The sequence below is a fragment of the Pseudomonas germanica genome, from assembly GCF_019614655.1.
Classification (GTDB): Bacteria; Pseudomonadota; Gammaproteobacteria; order Pseudomonadales; family Pseudomonadaceae; genus Aquipseudomonas; species Aquipseudomonas neuropathica.
Genome location: NZ_CP071586.1, coordinates 5,726,420 through 5,741,035, shown reverse-complemented (window position 1 = coordinate 5,741,035; position 14,616 = coordinate 5,726,420). Strand labels below are relative to the sequence as shown.

Sequence of the window (14,616 nt, the reverse complement as noted above, 5' to 3'; positions counted from 1 at the left end):
TAGTCCATGAAATTGCCGATTTACCTTGATTACTCTGCGACCACCCCGGTTGATCCGCGTGTTGCGCAAAAAATGAGTGAATGCCTGCTGGTCGACGGAAACTTCGGTAACCCGGCGTCCCGTTCCCACGTGTTCGGCTGGAAGGCTGAAGAGTCCGTTGAAAACGCCCGTCGTCAGGTGGCCGATCTGGTCAACGCTGATCCGCGCGAAATCGTCTGGACTTCCGGTGCTACCGAGTCCGACAACCTGGCAATCAAGGGCGCGGCACATTTCTACGGCTCCAAGGGCAAGCACCTGATCACCTCCAAGATTGAGCACAAGGCTGTCCTCGACACCATGCGCCAACTGGAGCGTGAAGGTTTCGAGGTTACTTACCTCGAGCCGACCGAAGACGGTCTGATCACCCCGGCCATGATTGAAGCTGCACTGCGCGAAGACACCATTTTGGTCTCCGTAATGCACGTGAACAACGAAATCGGCACCGTTAACGACATCGCCGCGATCGGCGAAATGCTGCGCGCCAAGGGCGTTCTGTTCCACGTCGACGCCGCTCAGTCCACTGGCAAGGTCGAGATTGACCTGCAGAAACTGAAAGTCGACATGATGTCGTTCTCCGCCCACAAAACCTACGGCCCTAAAGGCATCGGCGCGCTGTACGTCAGCCGCAAGCCGCGTGTGCGCATCGAAGCGACCATGCATGGCGGCGGTCACGAGCGCGGCATGCGTTCCGGCACCCTGGCGACCCACCAGATCGTCGGTATGGGTGAAGCGTTCCGCGTAGCCAAAGAAGACATGGCTGCTGAAAACGTCCGTATCAAAGCCTTGAGCGACCGCTTCTACAAGCAGGTCGAGCATCTGGAAGAGCTGTACGTCAACGGCAGCCTGACCGCCCGCGTTCCGCACAACCTGAACCTGAGCTTCAACTACGTTGAAGGCGAGTCGCTGATCATGGCGCTCAAGGATCTGGCGGTATCGTCCGGTTCGGCCTGCACCTCGGCGTCGCTCGAGCCTTCGTACGTGCTGCGCGCCTTGGGCCGCAATGACGAACTGGCGCACAGCTCGATCCGCTTCACCTTCGGCCGTTTCACCACCGAAGAAGAAATCGACTACGCCGCGCAGAAAGTCTGCGAGGCCGTTACCAAGCTGCGCGCTCTGTCGCCGCTGTGGGACATGTACAAAGACGGCGTCGATATCTCGAAAATCGAGTGGGCGGCACACTAAATATAGAAGCCGCCAGATACAGATCCTGTAGCGACGCGGCGGTTTACGCAGCGCAGTTGCAGGGTCTCAAGAGCGGCCCTGATGAGTGAGGATTGAGAATCATGGCTTACAGCGAAAAGGTCATCGACCACTACGAAAACCCGCGCAACGTCGGCAAGATGAACGCGGAAGATCCTGATGTCGGCACCGGCATGGTCGGCGCTCCGGCGTGCGGCGACGTGATGCGTCTGCAAATCAAGGTCAACGACGCTGGCATCATCGAAGATGCCAAGTTCAAGACCTACGGCTGCGGTTCGGCCATCGCTTCCAGCTCCCTCGCCACCGAGTGGATGAAGGGCAAGACCCTGGACGAAGCCGAAACCATCAAGAACACTCAGCTGGCCGAAGAACTGGCCCTGCCGCCAGTGAAAATTCACTGCTCGGTACTGGCTGAAGACGCTATCAAAGCGGCTGTTCGCGATTACAAGCAGAAGAAAGGCTTGATCTGACTTTCTGGATTAGGCGACGAGTAAGGAGTCACCGATGGCTATCAGCATGACAGAAGCGGCTGCTCGACACGTGCGGCGCTCCCTCAACGGGCGCGGCAAAGGTGAAGGGATTCGTCTGGGTGTTCGCACCACAGGCTGTTCCGGCCTTGCCTACGTGCTGGAGTTTGTCGACGAGGTGGTTGCAGAGGATCAGGTGTTCGAGAGTCACGGCGAAAAAGTGATCATCGACCCGAAAAGCCTGGCTTACCTGGACGGCACCGAGCTCGATTTCGTCAAGGAAGGGTTGAACGAAGGCTTCAAGTTCAACAACCCCAACGTACGCGGTGAATGTGGCTGCGGCGAAAGCTTCAACATCTGAGGCTTGTCGTGGGTATTCCTTGTCATTTCGCTTTATTCGAGCTGCAACCGGGTTTCCGTCTGGATCTCGAGCAGTTGGCTACGCGCTATCGTGAGTTGGCGCGCGGCGTTCATCCTGATCGCTTTGCCGACGCTTCCGAGCGTGAGCAGCGGTCGGCACTCGAGCAGTCTGCGCGGCTCAACGACGCCTATCAGACGCTCAAGAGTCCGGCCCAGCGCGCACGCTACCTGCTGACCATCAGCGGGCATGAAGTGCCGATGGAAGTCACGGTCCATGATCCCGAGTTTCTTCTGCAGCAGATGCAATGGCGCGAAGAGCTCGAAGACCTCCAGGACAGTGCTGACCTCGAAGGTGTCGCGGTGTTCAAGCGGCGCCTGAAAGTGGCTCAGGAAGAACTCAATGAAAGCTTCGCAGCCTGTTGGGATGATGCGGCGCAACGCGAACAGGCCGAACGCCTGATGCGGCGCATGCAGTTCCTCGACAAGCTCACCTACGAAGTGCGCCAGTTAGAAGAGCGCCTCGACGATTAACCCAGTGCCGCTCCGGTCGCACGCCTGATATACAGATAAGTCCTGATCACGATGGCCCTACTGCAGATCGCCGAACCCGGCCAAAGTCCTCAACCGCACCAGCGTCGTCTGGCTGTGGGGATCGACTTGGGCACTACCAATTCGCTGGTCGCTGCGTTGCGCAGTGGTCTTTCCGAGCCGTTGGCTGACGCAAACGGGCAGGTCATCCTGCCGTCCGCTGTGCGTTACCACGCCGATCGCGTCGAAGTCGGCGAGTCGGCCAAACTGGCCGCCGCTTCCGATCCTTTGAACACCGTGCTGTCGGTCAAGCGCTTGATGGGTCGTGGTCTGTCCGACGTCAAGCAATTGGGCGAACAACTGCCCTACCGCTTTGTCGGTGGCGAATCGCACATGCCGTTCATCGATACCGTGCAAGGCCCGAAAAGCCCGGTTGAAGTCTCCGCCGATATCCTCAAGGTTCTGCGTCAGCGCGCTGAAGCGACGTTGGGTGGCGAACTGGTGGGTGCGGTGATCACCGTTCCGGCGTATTTCGACGATGCCCAGCGTCAAGCGACCAAGGATGCGGCCAAATTGGCGGGTTTGAACGTGCTGCGTCTGCTCAATGAGCCGACTGCGGCCGCTGTGGCGTACGGTCTGGATCAGCACGCTGAAGGCCTGGTCGCGATTTATGACCTCGGCGGCGGTACTTTCGATATTTCGATTCTGCGTCTGACCGGCGGTGTTTTTGAAGTTCTGGCCACTGGCGGCGATAGCGCGCTGGGTGGCGATGACTTCGATCACGCGATTGCCGGCTGGATCATCGAGAGCGCGGGTCTGTCCGCCGATCTCGATCCGGGCGCACAACGCAATCTGCTGCAAACCGCTTGCGCGGCCAAAGAAGCCCTGACCGATGCGGCCAGCGTTGAAGTGGCCTATGGCGACTGGAAAGCACAGCTGACCCGTGAAGCCTTCGATGCGCTGATCGAGCCGATGGTCGCTCGCAGCCTGAAAGCCTGCCGCCGCGCTGTCCGTGATTCCGGTATTGAGCTGGAAGACGTGCACGCCGTGGTCATGGTTGGCGGTTCGACGCGCGTTCCGCGTGTTCGCGAAGCCGTTGCCGAAGCCTTCGGTCGTCAGCCGCTGACCGAAATCGATCCGGATCAAGTGGTGGCCATCGGTGCCGCGATCCAGGCCGACACCTTGGCTGGCAACAAACGCGATGGTGGCGAACTGCTGCTGCTCGACGTGATTCCACTGTCCCTGGGGCTGGAAACCATGGGCGGCCTGATGGAGAAGGTGATTCCGCGCAACACCACCATCCCCGTCGCTCGCGCACAAGATTTCACTACTTATAAAGATGGCCAGTCGGCCATGGCGATCCACGTATTGCAGGGCGAGCGTGAGCTGATCAGTGACTGCCGCTCGCTGGCGCGCTTCGAATTGCGCGGCATTCCAGCGATGGTCGCCGGTGCGGCGAAGATTCGTGTGACCTTCCAGGTCGATGCCGACGGTCTGCTCAGCGTTTCCGCCCGTGAGTTGGGTTCAGGCGTTGAGGCAAGCATTCAGGTCAAGCCGTCCTACGGTCTGACCGACGGCGAAATCGCCAAGATGCTCAAGGATTCGTTCCAGCATGCCAATGACGACAAAGTCGCCCGCGTTCTGCGTGAGCAGCAAGTCGATGCCCAACGCTTGATCGAAGCGGTGCAGGGCGCTCTGGAGGCCGATGGCGAGCGTTTGCTCGACGCCGAAGAGCGTATGGTCATCGATCTGCAGTTGCAGGAACTGGCCGAACTGATGAAAGGCACTGATGGTTACGCCATTGAGCAGCAGACCAAGCGTCTGTCGCAAGTGACCGATGCTTTTGCTGCCCGCCGCATGGATCTGACGGTGAAAGCCGCTCTGTCTGGGCGCAATCTGAATGAAATCGAGGATATCTGATGCCGCAGGTCATTTTTCTGCCCCACGAGAAGTTCTGCCCTGAAGGCATGGTGGTCGAGGCTGCGCCCGGCACCTCGATTCTCGAACTGGCCCACGAACACCACATCGAGATGGAAAGCGCCTGCGGCGGCGTCTGTGCTTGCACCACTTGCCACTGCATCATCCGCGAGGGTTTCGACTCGATGGAAGAGGCTGACGAGCTGGAAGAAGACTTCCTCGATCGCGCCTGGGGCCTGGAAGCGCAATCGCGTCTGGCTTGCCAGGCGATCGTCGGTGAAGAAGACATCACCGTCGAAATTCCGAAATATTCGCTTAACCATGCGGCTGAAGCGCCGCACTGACTGGTAAGACTGTCATGAGCTACGGTTGGAATGATGTTCAACGTATTGCAGAAGAATTGGCCGAGGCCAAACCGGGCGTAGACCCGTTTTCTGTCAATTTCGTCGATCTGCAGCAATGGATCAAAGAGCTGCCGGATTTTGACAATACCTCTGGTCGTGTTGGCGAGAAGGTGTTGGAAGCGGTTCAGACGCTCTGGGCTGAAGAATTGGACTGATCGTCCTCGCAGGTTAGGCAATACCCAAGAACCCGCGTATAATTCGCGGGTTTAATTTTTCGCAAATTACCGTTTCTGGAGTTACACCATGGCTGTTCAACGCACTTTCTCCATCATCAAGCCTGACGCTGTTGCAAAAAACGTCATCGGCGAAATCACCACTCGTTTCGAAAAAGCCGGCCTGCGCGTTGTAGCTTCGAAACTGAAGCAACTGTCCAAAGCTGAAGCTGAAGGCTTCTACGCTGAGCACAGCGCTCGTGGTTTCTTCGGCGACCTGGTTGCTTTCATGATCTCCGGTCCTGTTGTTGTTCAGGTTCTGGAAGGCGAAAACGCTATCGCTCTGAACCGTGAGCTGATGGGCGCTACCAACCCTAAAGAAGCTGCTGCCGGCACCATCCGCGCTGACTTCGCTGATTCCATCGACGCCAACGCTGTTCACGGTTCGGACTCCGAAGCCGCAGCTGCTCGTGAAATCTCGTACTTCTTCGCAGCTACTGAAGTAACCACTCGCTAAGCATTGGCTTAAGAGTGAAGGTGAATCCATGACTACATCGACTGTAAAAACCAACCTGCTGGGTCTGACTCAACAGGAAATGGAAAAATTCTTCGACTCAATCGGGGAGAAGCGTTTCCGTGCCGGTCAGGTAATGAAATGGATTCACCACTTTGGTGTCGATGATTTCGACGCCATGACGAACGTCAGCAAGGCCTTGCGCGACAAGCTCAAGGCCATTGCTGAGGTCCGTGGTCCGGAAGTGGTCAGCGAGGACATCTCCAGCGACGGCACCCGTAAGTGGGTGGTGCGCGTGGCGTCCGGCAGCTGCGTCGAGACCGTGTACATTCCCCAGGGCAAACGTGGCACTCTGTGCGTTTCGTCCCAGGCAGGCTGTGCCCTGGATTGCAGTTTCTGCTCCACCGGCAAGCAAGGCTTCAATAGCAACCTCACCGCCGCCGAAGTCATCGGTCAGGTGTGGATTGCCAACAAATCTTTCGGCAGTGTCCCGGCTACCGTCGACCGTGCCATCACCAACGTGGTGATGATGGGCATGGGTGAGCCATTGCTGAACTTCGACAACGTCGTCGCCGCCATGCATCTGATGATGGATGACCTCGGCTACGGGATCTCCAAGCGCCGCGTGACCCTGTCCACCTCGGGTGTGGTGCCGATGATCGATGAGCTGGCCAAGCACATCGACGTTTCCCTGGCGTTGTCCCTGCACGCACCGAATGACGCATTGCGTAACCAATTGGTGCCGATCAACAAGAAGTATCCGCTTAAGATGCTGCTCGAGTCGTGCCAGCGCTACATGTCCGCCCTTGGCGAGAAACGTGTGCTGACCATCGAGTACACCTTGCTCAAGGACATCAACGACAAGGTTGAACACGCCGTCGAGATGATCGAGCTACTGAAGAATATTCCGTGCAAGATCAACCTGATTCCGTTCAACCCGTTCCCGCATTCCGGGTACGAGCGGCCAAGCAACAACGCGATCCGTCGTTTCCAGGATCAGTTGCATCAGGCCGGTTTCAACGTCACCGTCCGCACCACCCGTGGTGAAGACATCGACGCTGCATGTGGTCAATTGGTAGGGCAGGTGCTGGATCGCACCCGTCGCAGCGAACGTTACATCGCCGTGCGCGAGTTGAGCGCCGACAGCGATCTGGCACAGAACGCCGCGAACACAAATTAAGAGAGGATCTCTATGTCCCTGCGCTTTGCGCTGCTGTTGCTGTTGGCCAGCCTGTGTGCTGGTTGTGTCCTGTCGGGTGACTACAACCCGATGAAGACCAGCAAGGGCCGCGATGAAGCGCGGGCTGCCTACGTGCAGTTGGGGCTGGGATACTTGCAGCAAGGCATGACCGAGCGTGCCAAGGTGCCGCTGAAGAAGGCGCTGGAAATCGACGGTTCCGATCCTGACGCCAACGCTGCCCTCGGGTTGGTGTTTCAGTCCGAAATGGAGCCTGAGCTGGCCGACGAACACTTCCGCAAGGCTTTGTCCTCCCGTCCCGCCGATGCGCGCATCCTCAACAACTACGGCAGTTTTCTCTACGAACAACAGCGTTATAAAGAAGCCTACGAGCGTTTTGAACAGGCCGCCGCCGATACCCTGTATCCTGAGCGTTCGCGTGTGTTCGAGAACCTCGGCATGACGGCGGCGAAGCTCGGTCAGCGTGATCTGGCACAGCAACAGCTGGAAAAAGCACTGCGTTTGAACCGTCAACAACCACGTGCTTTGCTGGAAATGGCTGAGTTGTCCTTCGAAGACAGGCATTATGTGCCCGCGCGAGACTATTACGACCGTTTCAGCCAGTTGACCGAACAAAATGCACGTAGTCTATTGCTCGGCGTTCGGCTGGCAAAAGTGTTTGAAGATCGCGACAAGGCCGCCAGTTATGGCCTGCAATTAAAACGACTCTATCCCGGTACGCCGGAATATCAGCAATACCTGTCGGAGCAATGATGAAAGCGGCGCATCCCGAAGTTGTAGCAGCGAATCGCGTTAACCCCGGTGAGACCCTGCGCCAGGCCCGCGAAAGCAATGGCTGGTCGCTGGCCGAAGTGGCCCTCAAGCTCAACCTCACCGTGACTTCCCTGAGCAATCTTGAAGCCGGCGCTTTCGACAAGCTGCCGGGGCATACCTTCGCTCGCGGTTACATTCGCGCTTATGCCAAATTGCTCGGCATGGACCAGACCGTTCTGGTTCAGCAGTTCGACCAGTCCACCGGTACCGACTCCCAGGGCAGCAACGTGCATGCCCTTGGCCGTATCGAAGAGCCTGTGCGGGTTTCCCACACCATTTTGCGTATTGTCAGCCTGCTGTTGCTGATCGCGGTCATCGGCGGCGGTTTCGTCTGGTGGCAGGATCAGACATCCCAGCGCACCAAGGACCTGACGTCGCTGGCGCCTGAGCACGTTGAAGTCGAAGGTGCTGACGGCACCACCCAGATTCACCCGATCGATGAGCCGGAAGACCAGGCTGTCGAGGAAAACCAGGCCGATACTTCAACGGCGTTGGCGCTGCCTCAGTCTGAAACCACCGCTGAGTCCACCGGTGCCGAAGCTGCTGCGCCAGCGACTGCTCCAGCAGCTCCAGTCGCTCCGGCCACCACGCCAACTGCTCCGGTTCACACCCCAGCGCCAGTTGTCGCTAACCCGGCCACTCCAGCGCCAAACACTCCGGTCACTCCAGCGCCGACCGTCACTGCTCCGGTAGCCCCTGCGGCATCAGCAGCTACCGCAGAAGCGGCTGCTCCGGTGGTTGGCGATGGTCAGGTACAACTGCAGTTCAGTGCCGATTGCTGGGCACAAGTGACCGATGGCCGTGGCAAAGTGATTTTCAGTGGTCTGAAGCATAAAGGCGATAGCGTCACCGTTTCCGGCAAGCCGCCGCTTAACGTACGTCTGGGCGTTGCCCGCGCCGCGCAGGTCAGCTACAACGGCCAGCCGGTCGATATCGCTCCGTTCACCAGTGGCGAGACTGCTCGCCTGAAGTTGGGTCAATAAGTCATGCACGGCGAATCTCCAATCAAACGTCGCGTTTCGCGCAAGATCTGGGTCGGCAACGTACCGGTGGGCGGCGATGCGCCGATCGCGGTACAGAGCATGACCAACAGCGACACCAATGACGTTGCCGCCACTGTTGCGCAAATCAACCGTCTGGAAGCCGCTGGCGTCGACATCGTCCGCGTCTCGGTGCCGGACATGGACGCCGCCGAGGCGTTCGGCAAGATCAAACAACTGGTCAAAGTGCCGTTGGTTGCCGACATCCACTTTGACTACAAGATCGCTCTGCGCGTGGCCGAACTGGGCGTGGACTGCCTGCGTATCAACCCGGGCAACATCGGTCGTGAAGACCGTGTTCGGGCGGTGGTCGATGCAGCGCGTGATCGCGGCATTCCGATCCGCATCGGCGTCAACGCCGGCTCGCTGGAAAAAGACCTGCAGAAGAAATACGGCGAGCCGACCCCTGCTGCGCTGGTCGAATCTGCTTTGCGTCACGTTGAGCACCTCGAACGCCTGAATTTCCAGGACTTCAAGGTCAGCGTTAAGGCCTCTGACGTGTTCATGGCCGTCGAAGCCTACCGCTTGCTGGCGAAAGAAATCGTTCAGCCGCTGCACCTGGGCATCACCGAAGCCGGTGGATTGCGTTCGGGCACAGTGAAATCCGCCGTGGGCCTAGGTATGCTGCTCGCCGAGGGGATTGGCGATACTATCCGCATCTCGCTGGCGGCCGACCCGGTCGAGGAAGTGAAGGTCGGTTACGACATTCTCAAGTCTTTGCATCTGCGTTCCCGGGGCATCAACTTCATCGCCTGCCCGAGCTGCTCGCGGCAGAACTTCGATGTGGTGAAAACCATGAACGAGCTGGAAGGGCGCCTTGAAGACCTGCTGGTGCCGCTGGATGTCGCGGTGATCGGTTGTGTGGTCAACGGCCCCGGCGAAGCCAAGGAAGCCCATATCGGCTTGACCGGCGGCACGCCAAACCTGATTTACATCGACGGCAAGCCGTCGCAGAAACTGACGAATGACAATCTGGTGGACGAGCTGGAAAAGCTGATCCGCCAGAAAGCGGCCGAAAAGGTCGAAGCTGACGCTGCGGTTATTGCGCGCGGCTGAGCCTGATTGAAGCGCCGAACGAATTTAAGGATTTAAAGTGAGCAAGTCTCTGCAAGCCATTCGTGGCATGAATGACATCCTGCCCGAGCAGACCCCGTTGTGGCGTTATTTCGAGGGCACCGTTGCGCGTTTGCTGGATAACTACGGTTACAAGCAGATTCGCATGCCGATCGTTGAATTCACCGAGCTATTCAAGCGCTCGATCGGTGAAGTGACCGACATCGTCGAAAAAGAGATGTACACCTTCGAAGACCGCAACGGCGACTCCCTGACCCTGCGTCCGGAAGGTACCGCGGCGTGCGTGCGTGCCGTACTCGAGCACGGCATTACCGGCGGTGGCCAGGTGCAGAAACTCTGGTACATCGGCCCGATGTTCCGCCACGAGCGTCCGCAGAAAGGCCGTTATCGTCAGTTCCACCAGATCGGTCTGGAAGTGTTCAACCTCGACGGCCCGGACATCGACGCCGAGCTGATCACCATGACCTGGCGTCTGTGGGGCGAGCTGGGCATTCGTGATGCGGTCAAGCTCGAGCTCAACAGCCTCGGCACCAGCGAGTCCCGTGGGCGTTATCGTGAAGCGCTGGTCGAGTACCTCTCGGCGCACCACGACAAACTCGACGAAGACAGCCAGCGTCGCCTGAAAACCAACCCGCTGCGCGTGCTCGACACGAAAAATGCCGACACTCAAGCGGTGCTGGTCGATGCGCCGAAAATGGCCGATTACCTCGACGACGAATCCCGTGCGCACTTTGAAGGTTTGAAAGCGCGTCTGGATGCCGTCGGCATTCCTTACGTGCTCAACCCGAAACTGGTGCGCGGCCTCGATTACTACAGCAAAACCGTATTCGAATGGGTCACCGACAAACTCGGCGCCCAGGGCACTGTTTGCGCGGGCGGTCGTTACGACGGTCTGGTCGAGCAAATGGGTGGCAAGCCGACCACCGGCGTCGGTTTCGCCATGGGCATCGAACGTCTGGTGCTGATGCTGGAAACCCTGGAGCAGATCCCGGAAGAAATCTCCCGTCAGGTCGATGTCTATCTGTGCGCCTTCGGTGAAGAAGCCGAGCTGGCCGGTCTGGCTCTGGCTGAACGTGTTCGTGATCAACTTCCAAACCTGCGTCTGCAAGTCAATGCCGGCGCCGGCAGCTTCAAAAGCCAGTTCAAGAAGGCCGACAAGAGCGGTGCGCTGTACGCACTGATCCTCGGTGACGACGAAATGGCCCAGCAAGTGGTAGGTTTCAAACCCCTGCGTGGCCAGGGCGAACAACAAAGCATTGCCTGGGATGCGCTCGCCGCTCACCTGGCCACCTGCGTCGTGCAGGGTTGAAGCTGTCCAAACAGCCGATTTAGCGATTAAGGAGTATTGGGGTGTCGAGTACCGAAGACGAACAGTTGGCGGATTTGAAGGACTGGTGGACACGCAACGGCAAACCTCTGGTCACTGGCGGCCTGTTGGCGCTGGTCATCGTGTTCGGCTGGCAGGCTTATCACAAGTATCAGAGCAACCAGTCGCAAGGCGCCTCGGTGCTCTATCAGCAACTGCTGGAAACCACGCTGACGCCTGACGGCAAGCCTGATGCGGCCCGCGTTGCGGATCTGGCCGGCAAGCTCAACAGCGAATTCAGCGGTTCCGCCTACGCGCAGTACGGCAGCCTGTTCGTCGCCAAAGTGGCGGTCGACAGCGGCAAGCTGGATGACGCCGCGGCCGAACTGAAAGCCATTGTCGACAAACCGGCCAACCCGGCGCTGGGCGAAATCGCCCGTCAGCGTCTGGCGCAGGTACTCGGCGCGCAGAACAAGGCTGAAGATGCCCTGAAACTGCTCGACGGTGATGCCGACAAAGCATTCCTGGCCACTCGCGAAGAACTCAAGGGCGACCTGCTGGTACAGCTGGGCCGTACCGATGACGCGAACAAGGCGTATCAAAAAGCCAAGGCGGCACTGTCGGATGAAGCGGCGGTCGGTGGCCTTCAAATCAAGCTCGACGACCTGGCCAAAGGGGATGCGTGACGTGATCCGTTGGAAGCATGCAGCATTGCTGGCTCTGGCCCTTCTGGCCGCGGGTTGCAGCAGCAACAGCAAGAAAGAATTGCCACCGGCTGAACTGACCGACTTCAAAGAAGAAGTGGTTCTGCACAAGCAGTGGAGTCGTTCGATCGGTGACGGTCAGGGCGAAACCTACAACATGCTGGTGCCGGCGATCGACGGTGACACCATCTACGCCGCCGATGTAACCGGCGTGGTGATGGCCATGGATCGCGGCAATGGCGACGTGAAATGGAAGCAGGATCTTGACCTGCCTGTCTCCGGCGCCGTTGGCGTGGGTTACGGTCTGGTTCTGATCGGTACGCTGCGCGGCGAAGTCGTTGCTCTGGACACCAGCAACGGTGAAGAGAAGTGGCGCGCTCGTGTGAACAGCGAAGTCCTCGCGCCGCCAGCCAACAACGGCGACGTGGTGGTGGTACAGACTCAGGACGATCGTCTGATCGGTCTGGATGCTTCCACCGGTACTCAGCGCTGGGTGTATGACAGCACCCCGGCCGTGTTGACCCTGCGTGGCACCAGCGCACCGCTGGTTACCAACCGCCTCGCGGTGGCTGGCCTGTCGACCGGTAAAGTGGTCGCTCTGGACATTTCCAACGGCGTGCCGGTCTGGGAACAACGGATCGCGATTCCACAAGGTCGTTCGGAACTGGAGCGCGTAGTCGACATCGACGGCGGTCTGCTGTTGTCCGGCGGTACGCTGTACGTTGCCAGCTATCAGGGTCGCGTGGCGGCACTGGATCTGGAAAGCGGTCGTCAACTCTGGCAGCGCGATGCGTCGAGCTACGCCGGTATCGCTCAGGGTTTCGGTAGCGTTTACGTGAGCCTGTCCTCGGGCACCGTTGAAGGCGTCGACGAACGTTCCACCACAGCATTGTGGAGCAACGATTCGCTGGCTCGTCGTCAACTGTCGGCTCCGGAAGTGTTCTCCAGCTATGTTGCAGTCGGTGACCTGGAAGGTTATCTGCACCTGCTGAGCCAGGTTGACGGTCGTTTCGTCGGCCGTGAGCGCATCGACAGCGACGGCCTGCGTGCCCGTCCGCTGGTGGTGGGTGACACGATTTATGTCTATGGCAACAGTGGCAAACTGGAAGCCCTGACCATCAAGTAACAACTATGCTTGGGGTTAAACCCCCAGGCGGCCCCGGATTCATGGGGCTTGCAGCGCTAACAGGCGTTGCCCCGAGCACCAGCCGCTGCCTCGCAGCGGCTTTTGTATTTTCTGAAATAACGAAGTGGAGAGCCGCATGGTTCCCGTAATCGCCCTGGTGGGCCGACCGAACGTCGGCAAGTCCACCTTGTTCAACCGCCTGACCAGGACTCGCGACGCCATCGTCGGCGACTTGTCCGGTCTGACCCGTGATCGCCAGTACGGTGAGGCCAAGTGGCAAGGGCGTTCCTACATTCTGGTCGACACCGGTGGTATCTCCGGTGACGAGCACGGTATGGACGAAAAAATGGCCGAGCAGTCGCTGCTGGCCATTGAAGAAGCAGATGTAGTGTTGTTCCTGGTAGATGCCAAGGCCGGTTTCACCGCCGCCGACCAGATGATCGCCGAACACCTGCGCAAACGTAACAAGCGTTCCTACGTGGTCGCCAACAAGGTCGACAACATCGACCCGGAAATGGCCCGCGCTGAATTCGCCCCTCTGGGCATGGGCCACGCGATCCCGATCGCCGGTGCTCACGGTCGCGGCATCACCCAGATGCTGGAAATCGCCCTGGGTGATTTCCCGAGAGACGAAGAAGAGCCAGAAGAAGGCGAGGAAGAGATCGTTGCCGAAGGCGAGGAAGCCAAGCGCATTCCTGGCCCGAGCGAAAAAGACGGGATCAAGATCGCCATCATCGGTCGTCCGAACGTCGGCAAGTCGACCCTGGTCAACCGCATGCTCGGTGAAGACCGGGTTATCGTCTATGACCAGCCGGGCACCACTCGCGACAGTATCTACATCCCGTTTGAACGGAATGAAGAGAAGTACACGCTGATCGACACCGCCGGTGTGCGCAAGCGCGGCAAGATCCACGAAGAAGTCGAAAAATTCTCCGTGGTGAAAACCCTGCAGGCGATCAAAGACGCCAACGTGGTGATCTTCGTGATGGACGCCCGCGAAGGCGTGGTCGATCACGACCTCAACCTGCTGGGCTTCGCCATCGAATCCGGTCGTGCACTGGTGATCGCGATCAACAAGTGGGACGGCATGACGCCGAGCGAGCGCGACTTCGTCAAGGTCGAGCTGCAACGTCGCCTGTTCTTCGTTGACTACGCCGACATCCACTTCATCTCGGCCCTGCACGGCACTGGCGTGGGTAACCTCTACGCGTCCGTACAGAACTCGTTCAAGTCGGCGGTCACGCGCTGGCCGACCAACCGTCTGACCCAGATTCTGGAAGACGCGGTGGGCGAGCACGCGCCACCGATGGTCAACAACCGCCGGATCAAGCTGCGCTACGCCCACTTGGGTGGTGCGAACCCGCCGATCATCGTGATCCATGGTAACCAGATTGAGAAAGTGCCGAAGTCGTACGTGCGCTATCTGGAGAACACTTACCGCCGTGTGCTGAAGCTGGTCGGTACGCCGATCCGCATCGAGTTCAAGGGCGGCGAGAACCCGTACGAAGGCAACAAGAACACGCTGACCGACCGCCAGGTCAACAAGAAGCGTCGCTTGATGTCGCACAACAAGAAAGCCAGCAAGAAGCGCCGCGACAAGAAGTAAGGTGCGGCTCGTTGATCGTTCCCATGCTCCGCGTGGGAATGTATCCCGTGACGCTCTGCGTCACATAAGCGGTGGACGCAGAGCGTCCAAGGCTGCATTCCCACGCAGAGCGTAGGAACGATCAACATGAGAGAAGGGTGCCATCCGGCGCCCTTTTTTTATGGGCGC

Annotated in this window: 16 protein-coding genes; all 16 read left to right on the top strand. The window is 59.0% G+C overall.

What is annotated here, in order from left to right:
* Positions 1-6 precede the first annotated feature (6 nt).
* The 16 genes from J0G10_RS25315 to der all read left to right on the top strand — a co-directional run bounded on the left by J0G10_RS25315 (position 7) and on the right by der (position 14,448).
* A complete protein-coding gene (locus J0G10_RS25315) occupies positions 7-1,221 on the top strand; it encodes an IscS subfamily cysteine desulfurase (protein ID WP_007916899.1) in 1,215 nt (404 codons plus the stop codon).
* Between the two features lie 101 nt (positions 1,222-1,322).
* Positions 1,323-1,709: a Fe-S cluster assembly scaffold IscU gene (gene iscU, locus J0G10_RS25310; RefSeq protein WP_007916892.1), complete on the top strand. Its 387-nt coding sequence runs from the start codon at positions 1,323-1,325 to the stop codon at positions 1,707-1,709.
* Between the two features lie 34 nt (positions 1,710-1,743).
* Positions 1,744-2,067, top strand: coding sequence for an iron-sulfur cluster assembly protein IscA (gene iscA, locus J0G10_RS25305; RefSeq protein WP_220556957.1), 324 nt, complete (start codon positions 1,744-1,746; stop codon positions 2,065-2,067).
* A gap of 8 nt (positions 2,068-2,075) precedes the next feature.
* Positions 2,076-2,597 carry a co-chaperone HscB gene (hscB, locus tag J0G10_RS25300; protein ID WP_095048351.1) on the top strand — a complete coding sequence of 174 codons (522 nt, stop codon included), beginning with the start codon at positions 2,076-2,078 and terminating at the stop codon, positions 2,595-2,597.
* A 51-nt stretch (positions 2,598-2,648) separates the two neighbouring features.
* Positions 2,649-4,514 (top strand): Fe-S protein assembly chaperone HscA, encoded by a 1,866-nt coding sequence (gene hscA / locus J0G10_RS25295; RefSeq protein ID WP_099757101.1) that lies wholly within the window; start codon positions 2,649-2,651, stop codon positions 4,512-4,514.
* Positions 4,514-4,855, top strand: a complete 342-nt coding sequence (fdx, locus tag J0G10_RS25290) for an ISC system 2Fe-2S type ferredoxin (RefSeq protein WP_007916885.1) — start codon at positions 4,514-4,516, stop codon at positions 4,853-4,855. The genes hscA and fdx overlap by 1 nt, the downstream gene beginning before the upstream one ends.
* Positions 4,856-4,869: 14 nt before the next feature.
* On the top strand, positions 4,870-5,070 hold the full coding sequence (gene iscX / locus J0G10_RS25285; protein ID WP_008084655.1) for a Fe-S cluster assembly protein IscX: 201 nt from the start codon (positions 4,870-4,872) through the stop codon (positions 5,068-5,070).
* An 88-nt stretch (positions 5,071-5,158) separates the two neighbouring features.
* The gene (gene ndk / locus J0G10_RS25280) at positions 5,159-5,584 is read left to right on the top strand and encodes a nucleoside-diphosphate kinase (protein ID WP_007916882.1); all 426 of its coding nucleotides are present in this window, start codon (positions 5,159-5,161) and stop codon (positions 5,582-5,584) included.
* Positions 5,585-5,612: 28 nt separating this feature from the next.
* Positions 5,613-6,761 carry a 23S rRNA (adenine(2503)-C(2))-methyltransferase RlmN gene (rlmN, locus tag J0G10_RS25275; RefSeq protein ID WP_016984373.1) on the top strand — a complete coding sequence of 383 codons (1,149 nt, stop codon included), beginning with the start codon at positions 5,613-5,615 and terminating at the stop codon, positions 6,759-6,761.
* Positions 6,762-6,773: 12 nt separating this feature from the next.
* Positions 6,774-7,532 carry a type IV pilus biogenesis/stability protein PilW gene (gene pilW, locus J0G10_RS25270; RefSeq protein WP_093430650.1) on the top strand — a complete coding sequence of 253 codons (759 nt, stop codon included), beginning with the start codon at positions 6,774-6,776 and terminating at the stop codon, positions 7,530-7,532.
* On the top strand, positions 7,532-8,575 hold the full coding sequence (locus J0G10_RS25265; RefSeq protein WP_095048350.1) for a RodZ domain-containing protein: 1,044 nt from the start codon (positions 7,532-7,534) through the stop codon (positions 8,573-8,575). Before pilW ends, J0G10_RS25265 begins: the two co-directional genes overlap by 1 nt.
* Before the next feature lie 3 nt (positions 8,576-8,578).
* On the top strand, positions 8,579-9,688 hold the full coding sequence (gene ispG, locus J0G10_RS25260; protein ID WP_003227888.1) for a flavodoxin-dependent (E)-4-hydroxy-3-methylbut-2-enyl-diphosphate synthase: 1,110 nt from the start codon (positions 8,579-8,581) through the stop codon (positions 9,686-9,688).
* Between the two features lie 37 nt (positions 9,689-9,725).
* The gene (gene hisS / locus J0G10_RS25255; protein ID WP_016984369.1) at positions 9,726-11,015 is read left to right on the top strand and encodes a histidine--tRNA ligase; all 1,290 of its coding nucleotides are present in this window, start codon (positions 9,726-9,728) and stop codon (positions 11,013-11,015) included.
* Positions 11,016-11,056: 41 nt separating this feature from the next.
* Complete coding sequence (locus J0G10_RS25250) at positions 11,057-11,698, top strand: YfgM family protein (RefSeq protein WP_093430648.1); 642 nt, start codon at positions 11,057-11,059, stop codon at positions 11,696-11,698.
* Entirely contained in the window at positions 11,691-12,842 is a 1,152-nt protein-coding gene (bamB, locus tag J0G10_RS25245) for an outer membrane protein assembly factor BamB (RefSeq protein WP_034156262.1), read from the top strand. Before J0G10_RS25250 ends, bamB begins: the two co-directional genes overlap by 8 nt.
* Positions 12,843-12,978: 136 nt before the next feature.
* The gene (gene der, locus J0G10_RS25240) at positions 12,979-14,448 is read left to right on the top strand and encodes a ribosome biogenesis GTPase Der (RefSeq protein WP_095048349.1); all 1,470 of its coding nucleotides are present in this window, start codon (positions 12,979-12,981) and stop codon (positions 14,446-14,448) included.
* The last annotated feature ends 168 nt before the right edge of the window (positions 14,449-14,616 follow it).

Bases quoted from the DNA above. Each gene is read 5' to 3' on its own strand.
- der (WP_095048349.1), top strand. From the start codon at position 12,979: ATGGTTCCCGTAATCGCCCTGGTGGGCCGACCGAACGTCGGCAAGTCC.
- J0G10_RS25315 (WP_007916899.1), top strand. From the start codon at position 7: ATGAAATTGCCGATTTACCTTGATTACTCTGCGACCACCCCGGTTGAT.
- iscX (WP_008084655.1), top strand. From the start codon at position 4,870: ATGAGCTACGGTTGGAATGATGTTCAACGTATTGCAGAAGAATTGGCC.
- rlmN (WP_016984373.1), top strand. From the start codon at position 5,613: ATGACTACATCGACTGTAAAAACCAACCTGCTGGGTCTGACTCAACAG.
- fdx (WP_007916885.1), top strand. From the start codon at position 4,514: ATGCCGCAGGTCATTTTTCTGCCCCACGAGAAGTTCTGCCCTGAAGGC.
- iscU (WP_007916892.1), top strand. From the start codon at position 1,323: ATGGCTTACAGCGAAAAGGTCATCGACCACTACGAAAACCCGCGCAAC.
- ndk (WP_007916882.1), top strand. From the start codon at position 5,159: ATGGCTGTTCAACGCACTTTCTCCATCATCAAGCCTGACGCTGTTGCA.
- ispG (WP_003227888.1), top strand. From the start codon at position 8,579: ATGCACGGCGAATCTCCAATCAAACGTCGCGTTTCGCGCAAGATCTGG.
- hscA (WP_099757101.1), top strand. From the start codon at position 2,649: ATGGCCCTACTGCAGATCGCCGAACCCGGCCAAAGTCCTCAACCGCAC.
- pilW (WP_093430650.1), top strand. From the start codon at position 6,774: ATGTCCCTGCGCTTTGCGCTGCTGTTGCTGTTGGCCAGCCTGTGTGCT.
- iscA (WP_220556957.1), top strand. From the start codon at position 1,744: ATGGCTATCAGCATGACAGAAGCGGCTGCTCGACACGTGCGGCGCTCC.
- J0G10_RS25265 (WP_095048350.1), top strand. From the start codon at position 7,532: ATGAAAGCGGCGCATCCCGAAGTTGTAGCAGCGAATCGCGTTAACCCC.
- bamB (WP_034156262.1), top strand. From the start codon at position 11,691: ATGCGTGACGTGATCCGTTGGAAGCATGCAGCATTGCTGGCTCTGGCC.